At 65.1% G+C, this 10,094-nt stretch carries 9 protein-coding genes; 7 read left to right on the top strand and 2 right to left on the bottom strand.

Annotated features, from left to right (window positions below):
- Positions 1–108 precede the first annotated feature (108 nt).
- Positions 109–789: a Crp/Fnr family transcriptional regulator gene (locus tag A9J21_RS24045; protein WP_066739894.1), complete on the bottom strand. Its 681-nt coding sequence runs from the start codon at positions 787–789 to the stop codon at positions 109–111.
- A 240-nt stretch (positions 790–1,029) separates the two neighbouring features.
- On the opposite strand from A9J21_RS24045, the gene A9J21_RS24040 reads away from it, so the two are divergent.
- The 7 genes from A9J21_RS24040 to A9J21_RS24010 all read left to right on the top strand — a co-directional run bounded on the left by A9J21_RS24040 (position 1,030) and on the right by A9J21_RS24010 (position 9,552).
- Positions 1,030–2,994 (top strand): long-chain fatty acid--CoA ligase, encoded by a 1,965-nt coding sequence (locus A9J21_RS24040; RefSeq protein ID WP_066739891.1) that lies wholly within the window; start codon positions 1,030–1,032, stop codon positions 2,992–2,994.
- A 17-nt stretch (positions 2,995–3,011) separates the two neighbouring features.
- On the top strand, positions 3,012–3,977 hold the full coding sequence (locus A9J21_RS24035) for an ABC transporter ATP-binding protein (protein ID WP_066739924.1): 966 nt from the start codon (positions 3,012–3,014) through the stop codon (positions 3,975–3,977).
- 18 nt (positions 3,978–3,995) lie between these two features.
- A complete protein-coding gene (locus A9J21_RS24030) occupies positions 3,996–4,910 on the top strand; it encodes a branched-chain amino acid ABC transporter permease (RefSeq protein ID WP_066739889.1) in 915 nt (304 codons plus the stop codon).
- Between the two features lie 12 nt (positions 4,911–4,922).
- Positions 4,923–5,999: a branched-chain amino acid ABC transporter permease gene (locus A9J21_RS24025; RefSeq protein WP_066739887.1), complete on the top strand. Its 1,077-nt coding sequence runs from the start codon at positions 4,923–4,925 to the stop codon at positions 5,997–5,999.
- 53 nt (positions 6,000–6,052) lie between these two features.
- Positions 6,053–7,390: an ABC transporter substrate-binding protein gene (locus A9J21_RS24020; protein ID WP_066739921.1), complete on the top strand. Its 1,338-nt coding sequence runs from the start codon at positions 6,053–6,055 to the stop codon at positions 7,388–7,390.
- Between the two features lie 76 nt (positions 7,391–7,466).
- Entirely contained in the window at positions 7,467–8,282 is an 816-nt protein-coding gene (locus A9J21_RS24015) for an ABC transporter ATP-binding protein (RefSeq protein WP_066739884.1), read from the top strand.
- A gap of 19 nt (positions 8,283–8,301) precedes the next feature.
- Positions 8,302–9,552, top strand: coding sequence for a phenylacetate--CoA ligase family protein (locus A9J21_RS24010; RefSeq protein ID WP_066739881.1), 1,251 nt, complete (start codon positions 8,302–8,304; stop codon positions 9,550–9,552).
- 33 nt (positions 9,553–9,585) lie between these two features.
- Here the strand turns inward: A9J21_RS24010 and A9J21_RS24005 are convergent, their stop codons facing one another.
- Positions 9,586–10,065, bottom strand: coding sequence for a YbaN family protein (locus A9J21_RS24005; protein WP_082926580.1), 480 nt, complete (start codon positions 10,063–10,065; stop codon positions 9,586–9,588).
- Between the last annotated feature and the right edge of the window lie 29 nt (positions 10,066–10,094).

Genomic DNA, 10,094 nt, shown 5'->3' with positions numbered 1-10,094 from the left:
ACAGCCCCACAGCACCACAGCCCCACAGCCCCACAGCCCCACAGCCCCACAGCCCCACAGCCCCACAGCCCCACAGCCCCACAGCCCCACAGCCCCACAGCAGCGATATCACTCCCCGTACTGCCGCAATCCCTCCAGATCGAGCACGTCGATCACGCCGTAGTCCACCCGCACCAAGCCCTGCTGTTCCAGCACCTTGAGCGCCTGGTTGGCGCGCTGGCGCGAGATGCCGGCCAGCAGTCCGATCTCTTCCTGCGAAATCTCCAGCGTCGAGCCGATGCCCGGATACAGGTGTTCGTTGAACAGCGATGACACCGCGCGGGCCACGCGCGAATCGATATCGAGCAGGCGCTCGTATTCCACCGCAGCGATGAACTGCCCAAGACGCTCGTTGAACTGCATCAGCAGAAAGCGCGTGAACGGCAGGCTGGTATCCAGCAACCACTGAAAAGTTTCGCGTGGGACGAAAGCGATACGCGAGCGCCGCAGCGCCATCACGTCGTACTTGCGGATTTCCTGCTTGAGCACGGCGCCTTCGCCGAACCAGCCGCCGGTGGGCACGCCTGTGAAGGTGACCGACTTGCCCGATGGCGAGACGGTGGTGATCTTGACGATGCCCTCGACCACGCCCAGCCAGTGCTCGGCCATTTCACCTTTGTGACAGACGTAGTCACCTTGTGCGTACTCGCGCACGGTCATCACGCGTTTGACACGGTCGCGCTGCTCGGGGCTCAGGTCGGCGGCCCAGGCGCAGCGGTCGATGAACGAGAAGGTGTCAGCGGCAGGCATTGCACTCCCGTAGGGATTAACCCGGAATTGTCGCCGGCGCGACAACCCGGCGGAAAGGCATCGGCTATCTTACGATCACCCGGAACCGCCCCTGCCAGCATTCCTCACCCAACAAGGCAAGGCGGGCGTGATGCGGTGCGGCAATCGTCGCACCGGACAAGGCGCCCAGTATAGCGACCGGTCTGGCGGCTTGATACCCGGCATGGTCCCTAGGCCATCCCAAGGGGAGAGGAGACAGCGATGCAGGAATCGTCGGCAACGACCTTCCCGCGATGGCTGCTGGCGCATGCCCAGCAGCGGCCCGACCATCCGGCCTATCGCGAGAAGGATCTCGGTATCTGGCAGACCTACAGCTGGCAGCAGGCAGCGGCCGAGGTGCGCGCGCTGGCCTGCGGGCTGGCCGCGCTGGGGTTCCGCCGCGGCATGAACCTGGCCGTGGTGGGCGACAACCGTCCGCGCCTGTACTGGGCCATGACTGCTGCGCAGGCGCTGGGCGGCGTGCCCGTGCCGCTCTATCAGGACGCCATCGCGGGCGAGATGGTCTACGTGCTCGACGATGCGGAGATCGAGTTCGCCATCGTCGAGGACCAGGAGCAGGTGGACAAGCTGCTCGAAGTGGAATCGCAACTGGCGTCGCGTGGCCGCGCGGTACGCCATGTCATCTACGAAGACCCGCGCGGACTGCGCGACTACGACCATCCGTCGCTGCTGTCGTACGAGCGCGTGCAGGAAATCGGCCGCGAATTCGATCAGGCAAATCCAGGTTTTTACGATGCGCAGGTGCAGGCGGGCGCGCCTGACGACACCGCGATCATCCTTTATACGTCCGGCACCACCGGCAAGCCGAAGGGCGTCTGCCATGCGCACGCGGGGCTGATCGGCGCGGCGCGCAATGGCTGCCAGTTCGATGGCCTGAGCGCCGATGACGACGTGCTGTCGTACCTGCCGATGGCATGGGTGGGCGACAACCTGTTTTCCTATGCACAGGCGATGGTGGCCGGCTTCACCGTGAACTGTCCGGAATCGCGCGAAACCGTGATGACCGACCTGCGCGAGATCGGCCCCACCTACTACTTCGCCCCGCCGCGCATCTATGAAGGGCTGCTGACGCAGGTGATGATCCGCATGGAAGACGCGGGCTGGCTCAAGCGCAAATTGTTCCACTGGGCGATGGGCGTGGCGCGCCGCTGCGGCGCGGACATCCTCGACAAGCGTCCGGTGTCGGTGCTGGAACGCCTGCGCTATGGAATTGGCGAAATTCTGATCTACGGCCCGCTGCGCAACGTGCTGGGCATGAGCCGCATCCGCGTGGGCTACACGGCGGGCGAGGCCATCGGGCCGGACCTGTTCCGCTTCTACCGCTCGATCGGCATCAACCTGAAGCAGTTCTACGGCCAGACCGAGACCTGCGCCTATGTGTGCCTGCAGCCCGATGGCCAGGTCAAGTTCGACTCGGTGGGACCGGCCGCGCCGGGCATGGAGATCCGCATTGCCGACAACGGCGAGGTGCTGGTGCGCGGCGTGGGGCTGCTCAAGGCCTACTACAAGCGCGACGACGCCACGCGCGAGGCCATCAATGACGATGGCTATTTCATGACCGGCGACGCCGGCGTGATCGATGCCGACGGGCACCTGAAGATCATCGACCGTGCCAAGGACGTGGGCAAGCTGGCCGACGGTTCGATGTTCGCGCCCAAGTACATCGAGAACAAGCTGAAGTTCTTTCCGTATATCAAGGAAGCCGTGGCATTCGGCACCGACCGCGACCGCGTCTGCGCATTCATCAATATCGATTTCGATGCGGTGGGCAACTGGGCCGAGCGCCGGCACCTGCCGTATGCCGGCTATGTGGACCTGGCCGGCCAGCCCGACGTAATCGCCATGATCGCCGAATGCGTGGAGCAGGTGAACGCCGACCTGGCCGGCGACGCAATGCTGACCGGCTCGCAGGTGGCGCGCTTCCTGATCCTGCACAAGGAGCTGGACCCCGATGACGACGAACTGACGCGCACGCGCAAGGTGCGGCGCGGCTTTATCGCCGAGAAATACGCGGTGCTGGTGGACGCGCTGTACGCGGACAAGCCGGAGCAGTTCATCGACACGCGCGTGAAGTTCGAGGATGGCCGCGAGGGCAGTGTGTCGGCCACGCTGAAGCTGGTGGACGTCAAGCGCTTTCCGCCCGTGGGCGGGGCGCGCGCGGCGTGAGACAGGGAGACGCACAGATGACGGCAACCCAGACAGCGTGGCAGGGGGGCGGAAGTGGTGGTGGAAGTGGCAGCATGGCGCGCGTCGATGCCACGGGCTCCATGGCTTCGCCCGGCACCATCGTTCCGCCGGGCCACGCGGACACCGTGCATGGCGACACCCTGCGCACCGGCGACGCCCATCGGCCCGACACCCCGGCCCGCACCAGCACGCGTGGCGACGTGATCCTGGACCTGCAGAACATCTCGCTGTCGTTTGGCGGCGTGAAGGCGCTGACCGATATTTCGTTCGACGTCTGCGAGCACGAGATCCGCGCCATCATCGGCCCCAACGGCGCCGGCAAGAGTTCGATGCTGAACGTGATCAACGGCGTGTATCACCCGCAGCACGGCCGCATCGTGTTTCGCGGCCAGGAGCGCCGCAAGATGCATCCGACGGCGGCCGCCTGCCAGGGCATCGCGCGCACGTTCCAGAACATCGCGCTGTTCAAGGGCATGACCGTGCTCGACAACATCATGACGGGCCGCAACACGCAGTTCCGCACCGGGCTGCTCGCGCACGCGATGTGGTGGGGGCCGGCGCGCGCCGAGGAAATGCGCCATCGCCGCAAGGTGGAGGAAGTGATCGACTTCCTGGAAATCCAGGCCATTCGCAAGACCCCGGTCGGGCGCCTGCCGTACGGGCTGCAGAAGCGCGTGGAGCTGGCGCGCGCGCTGGCGGCCGAGCCGTCGATGCTGCTGCTGGACGAGCCAATGGCTGGCATGAACGTCGAGGAAAAGCAGGATATGTGCCGTTTCATCCTGGACGTGAACCACCAGTTCGGCACCACCATCGTGCTGATCGAGCACGACATGGGCGTGGTCATGGACATCTCGGATCGCGTGGTGGTGCTCGACTACGGCAAGAAGATCGGCGACGGCACGCCGGCCGAGGTCAAGGCGAACCCCGATGTGATCAAGGCCTACCTGGGCACCTCGCACTGAAGAAATCAGGAAACTACGATGACATTCTTCTTCGAAATCCTGATCGGCGGACTGCTCTCGGGGCTGATGTACTCGCTGGTGGCGCTGGGCTTCGTACTGATCTACAAGGCGTCGGGCGTGTTCAATTTTGCGCAGGGCGCGATGGTCTACTTTGCCGCGCTGGCCGTGGTGGGGCTGATGGACAAGGGCATGCCGATGTGGGCGGCCGTGATCGGCGCCTTTATCGTCATGATCATCGTGGGCATGAGCACCGAGCGCTTCGTGCTGCGCAAGCTGGTGAACCAGCCGCCGATCACGCTGTTCATGGCGACCATCGGGCTGTCGTTCTTCCTGGAAGGCCTGGGGCCGCTGCTGTTCGGCAACGAGGTACGGCCGATCGAGCTGGGCATTGTCGACGAGCCCATCGAATCGATCCTGACCCACTTCAATATCGTGGTGTCGAAGTTCGACCTGGCCGCCGCGCTGATTGCCGCCGTGCTGGTGGCCGTGCTGGCGCTGTTCTTCCAGTACACCAAGGTCGGCCGTGCGCTGCGCGCGGTGGCCGACGATCACCAGGCCGCGCTGTCGCTGGGCATTCCGCTGCAGAACATCTGGGCGATCGTCTGGGGCGTGGCCGGCTTTGTGGCGCTGGTGGCGGGCATGCTCTGGGGATCGCGCAACGGGGTGCAGTTCGCGCTGACGCTGACTGCGCTCAAGGCGCTGCCGGTGCTGATTCTGGGCGGCTTTACATCGGTGCCGGGCGCCATCGTCGGCGGGCTGATCATCGGCGCATCCGAGAAGCTGGCCGAGATCTATATCCCGCCCGTGTTCCAGTCGATGTTCGGCGGCAACTTCGGGGGGATCGAAGGGTGGTTCCCCTACGTGTTTGCCTTGTTGTTTCTCCTGGTTCGGCCCGAGGGGCTGTTCGGAGAGAAACACATCGACCGCGTTTGACGGAGAACAACCATGCTCTACCGCGAATCCGGACAGTTCAAGACCAGCTACGTTGCCGACAGTCAGATTTTCCCGATCCGGCAAGATCGTATCTTCTTTGCTTTGCTGATGGCCGTGGCGTTTGTCGTCATCCCGTTCACGGGCAGCGAGTACTGGTTCAACGCCATCCTGACGCCGTTCCTGATCTTTTCGCTGGCGGCGCTGGGCCTGAATATCCTGACGGGCTATGCCGGCCAGCTGTCGCTGGGCACGGCCGCCTTCATGGCCGTGGGCGCGTACGCGGCCTATAACTTCCAGCTACGGATCGAAGGCATCCCGGTACTGCTGACCTTTATCCTGGCCGGACTGTCGGCGGCGCTGGTGGGCGTGGCGTTCGGGCTGCCGTCGCTGCGCATCAAGGGCTTCTACCTGGCCGTGGCGACGCTGGCGGCGCAGTTCTTCGTGGTGTGGGCGCTGACCAAGTTTCCCTGGTTCTCGAACAACAGCTCGTCGGGCGTGATCACGGCGCAGCGGCTGGACCTGTTCGGCGTGGCGATCGATACCCCGGTAAGGAAATACCTGTTCGTGCTTGCCATTGTCACGGTGCTGGCGCTGCTGGCCAAGAACCTGGTGCGCTCGGCCACGGGGCGTGCCTGGATGGCCGTGCGCGACATGGACGTGGCCGCCGAAGTCATCGGTATCCCGCTGATGCGCACCAAGCTGCTGGCCTTTGCCGTCAGCTCGTTCTATTGCGGCGTGGCCGGGGCGCTGTACGCGTTCTGCTACCTGGGTTCGGTGGAACCGGACGGCTTCTCGCTGGACCTGTCGTTCCGCATCCTGTTCATGATCATCATCGGCGGCGTGGGCAGCATCCTGGGGTCGTTCCTGGGCGCAGCGTTCATCCTGCTGCTGCCGATCTTTCTCGATAACGTACTGCCGGCGCTGGCTGCGCTGCTGCACCTGCCGTTCACGAACGCCACGGTGTCGCACATCCAGCTGATGGTGTTCGGCGCGCTGATCATTTTCTTCCTGATCGTCGAGCCACATGGCCTGGCCCGACTCTGGCAGATCGCCAAGGAAAAGCTGCGCCTCTGGCCATTTCCGCACTAGGTATCGCTGCGTCATTTCTATAACAACGCCCGTTCGAGGTGAAGGAGACTGTGATGACAACCGTATTCCGCAATGTGCAGCGCGCCGCCCTGGTGGTCAGCGTCGCGGCTGCCCTGCTGGCGCCAGCCCTGCCGGCGCTGGCGCAGGCCAATGACCAGTTCGTGGCGCTGCCCAGCTACCGCGTCGGCCCCTATGGTTCGAACGGACAATCGTTCTATGGCGGCTTTGTCGATTACCTGAATTACGTCAACCTCAAGGAGGGCGGCGTCAACGGCGTGAAGCTGTCGTGGGAAGAGTGCGAGACCGAGTACAACAACGCCAAGGGCGTGGAGTGCTACGAGCGCCTGAAGGCCAAGAACGGCCAGAGCAAGGGCACCGCGTATCACACGATGTCCACCGGCATCTCGTACGCGCTGGTCGACAAGACCGCCGCCGACAAGGTGCCGCTGGTGATGATGGGCTATGGCCGCACCGACGCCGTCGATGGCTCGGTGTTCCCGTACGCGTTCCCGCTGGTCACCACCTACCAGATGCAGGTGTCGGCCATCGTGAAGTACCTGGCGACGAAGAACGGCGGGTCGCTGGCCGGCAAGAAGATCGTCTACCTGTATCACGACTCGGCCTACGGCAAGGAGCCGATCGTCGCGCTGGAGGCCGAGGCCAAGCTCGGCAAGTTCAATCTGGTGGAGATTCCAGTGGCGCACCCGGGCAACGAGCAGGGCGCGCAGTGGCTGAAGATCCGCCAGGAAAATCCTGACTACGTGATCTTCTGGGGCTGGGGCGTGATGAACCAGACCGCGCTGAAGGCCGCCCAGAAGGTGGGCTTTTCGCGCGAGAAGATGATCGGGTCGTGGTGGGCCGGGTCCGAGGAAGACACCACGCCGGCAGGCGACGCCGCCAAGGGCTACATGAGCGCGACGTGGAACGTGGCAGGCAAGGGCGTGCCGTTGATCGCCGATATCGAGAAGGTGGTGTACGGCGCCAACAAGGGCAATATGCAGGACCGCAACAAGGTGGGCTCGGTGCTCTATAACCGCGGCGTGTCGGCGGCGGTGGTGACGGTGGAAGCCATCCGCGTGGCGCAGGGCAAGTTCGGCAAGGGCAAGGTGATGACCGGCGACGAGATGCGCTGGGCGTTCGAGAACCTCAACCTGACCAGCGCCCGCCTGCAGCAACTGGGCGCCACCGGCCTGCTGCCTGAGATCAAGACCAGCTGCGACAACCACGAGGGATCGGGCAAGGTGAAGATCCAGCAGTGGGACGGCACCAAGTGGGTGGTGGTGTCGGACTGGATCGAGGGCAACAAGAACCTGATCCACCCGCTGTTCAAGGCCACGGCCGCGCAGTACGCGAAGGAAAAGGGCATCACGCCGGCTTGCATGAAGTCGTGAGACTTCAGTGTGCCGGTGGTTGTCTCCCCTCTCCCACAAGGCGGGAGAGGGGAGCAAAACACTCAGGGATGCGGACATGACGCTTCTATCCGTCAACAACATCGAAGTCATCTACGACCACGTGATCCTGGTGCTCAAGGGCGTGTCGCTCGATGTGCCCGAAGGCCGCATCGTGGCGCTGCTGGGCGCCAACGGCGCGGGCAAGACCACCACGCTCAAGGCGATCTCGAACCTGCTGCACGCCGAGCGCGGCGACGTCACCAAGGGATCGATCGAGTACCGCGGCCAGCGCGTGGACCAGTTGACGCCCAACGACCTGGTCAAGCGCGGCGTGATCCAGGTGATGGAAGGGCGCCATTGCTTTGCCCACCTGACCATCGAGGAAAACCTGCTGACCGGGGCCTACACGCGGGGCCTGTCGCGTGGCGAAACGCGCGACGAGCTGGAGAAGATCTACGCCTACTTCCCGCGCCTGAAGACGCGCCGCAAGTCGCAGGCCGGCTACACATCGGGCGGCGAGCAGCAGATGTGTGCGATCGGACGCGCGATGATGGCCAAGCCGTCGATGATCCTGCTGGACGAACCGTCGATGGGCCTGGCGCCGCAGATCGTTGAAGAAATCTTCGAGATCGTGCGCGACCTCAACGGGCGCGAGCGCGTGAGCTTCCTGCTGGCCGAGCAGAACACGATGGTGGCGCTGCGCTATGCCGACTACGGCTACATCCTCGAAAACGGCCGGGTCGTGATGGACGGCGAAGCCGAATCGCTGCGCACCAACGAGGACGTCAAGGAGTTCTACCTGGGCGTGGCCGCCAACGATGCCGAAGGCGGCGCGCGCACATCGTTCCGAGACGTGAAAAGCTATCGCCGCCGCAAACGCTGGCTGGCCTGAATCTGCCCTGGACACCGATATGGCTGAGTACTTCGATTCGCTGGAGACGCGCGCGCCTGCGGAACGCGAGGCCGCGCTGATTGCCGCCGTGGCGCGCCAGGTCGCGCATGCGCAGGCACATTCACCGTATTTTGCCGAGATCCTGTGTGATTTCGACGCACACGAGATCACCTCGCGCGATGCGCTGGCGCTGCTGCCCGTCACGCGCAAGTCCGAACTGAGCGCGCGCCAGCGCATGGCTCCGCCCCTGGGCGGGCTCAATGCCACGCCGCTGGCCGGCCTGCGCCATGTATTCCAGTCGCCGGGGCCGATCCACGAGCCCGATGGCTTTGCCGCCGACTGGTGGCGCACGGCACGCGCGATGTTCGCGGCCGGCTTCCGGGCCGGCGAGCTGGTCTACAACACGTTCTCGTATCACTTCACGCCGGCCGGCATGATGATGGAATCTGGCGCCCACAAGCTGGGCTGCTGCGTGTTTCCGGCTGGAGTCGGGCAGACCGAATCGCAGGTGCAGGCACTGGCGAGCCTGCAGCCGTCGGCCTACGCGGGCACGCCGTCATTCCTGAAACTGCTGATCGAGAAGGGCGACGAGATGGGCCTGCCGTGCGCAAGCCTGTCCAAGGCGCTGGTGTCGGGCGAGGCCTGCCCGCCCGCGCTGCGCACGTGGCTGCAGGACCACGGCGTCACCGCGCGCCAGATGTACGGCACGGCCGATGTCGGACTGATCGCGTTCGAGACCGAAGGGGGCGACGGCTGGGTGGTCGACGAGGGCGTGCTGGTCGAGATCGTCGAGCCGGGCGGCACGAAGCCGATGCCCGAAGGCGAGGTCGGCGAGGTGGTGGTCACCGTGCTGGGCAATGGCGACTATCCGCTGATCCGCTTCGGCACCGGCGACCTGTCGGCCATCGTGGCCGAATCGCCGCACCGCGCCAGTCCGTGCGGCCGCACCAATATCCGGCTGAAGGGCTGGCTTGGGCGTGCCGACCAGACCACCAAGGTCAAGGGCATGTTCGTGCATCCGGGGCAGGTGGCCGAGGTGGTGCGGCGCCATCCCGAGATCCGTGCGGCGCGGCTGGTGGTGAGCGGCGCGATCGGCTCGGACGTGATGACGCTGCATTGCGATGCCACCCGGGTCGACGAAAGCCTGGCGCGTGCCGTGGCCGATTCGATGCGGGAGGTGATGCGGCTGCGTGGAGAGGTGCGCTTTGCCGCGCCAGGATCGCTGCCCCAGGATGGCAAATCGATCGAGGACGCGCGCAGCTACGACTGACTGCTGCCGGGCGACGGCTGGGGGCCGGTGGCGCTATGCCTGCGATGAAGGACCATCGCTGGCTTCGGGATAGCCGCCGGGCGGCCGCGTGGGCAGCCGTACCATCCAGACCGTGACGGCGATGCCAATGGCGATCAGCGTCAGCGACGACACCGGCCGCGCGCGCAGCAGCCACGCCGTGATGCTCATCGACGTCCACATCATCGACAGCGCCAGGCACTTGGCGCGAAACGGAATGCTGCGGTGGGCCTGCCAGTCACGCACCAGCGGCCCGAAGCGCTCGTGCGTGATCAGCCAGTGGTGGAATTTCTCCGAGCCCCGCGCAAAGCAGGCTGCCGCCAGCAGCACAAACGGCGTGGTCGGCAGCAGCGGCAGGAAGATGCCGATAAAGCCCAGCACCAGGCTGATGATGCCGAGCGTCACCCAGAACGCGCGGATCACGCGCTCCCGATGCGTGAGCGTTCCGGGCAGGTCGGCCGGGTCGATGGGTGTTTCGGGGTCGGGAGCAGGCAACGGTTCAGGGCAAGGGGCGCAAAAACGCC

This window comes from Cupriavidus sp. D384, assembly GCF_001652915.1.
GTDB lineage: Bacteria > Pseudomonadota > Gammaproteobacteria > Burkholderiales > Burkholderiaceae > Cupriavidus.
Note: the sequence above shows the minus strand (reverse complement) of the source record. Positions and strands in the feature narration are given on the sequence as shown.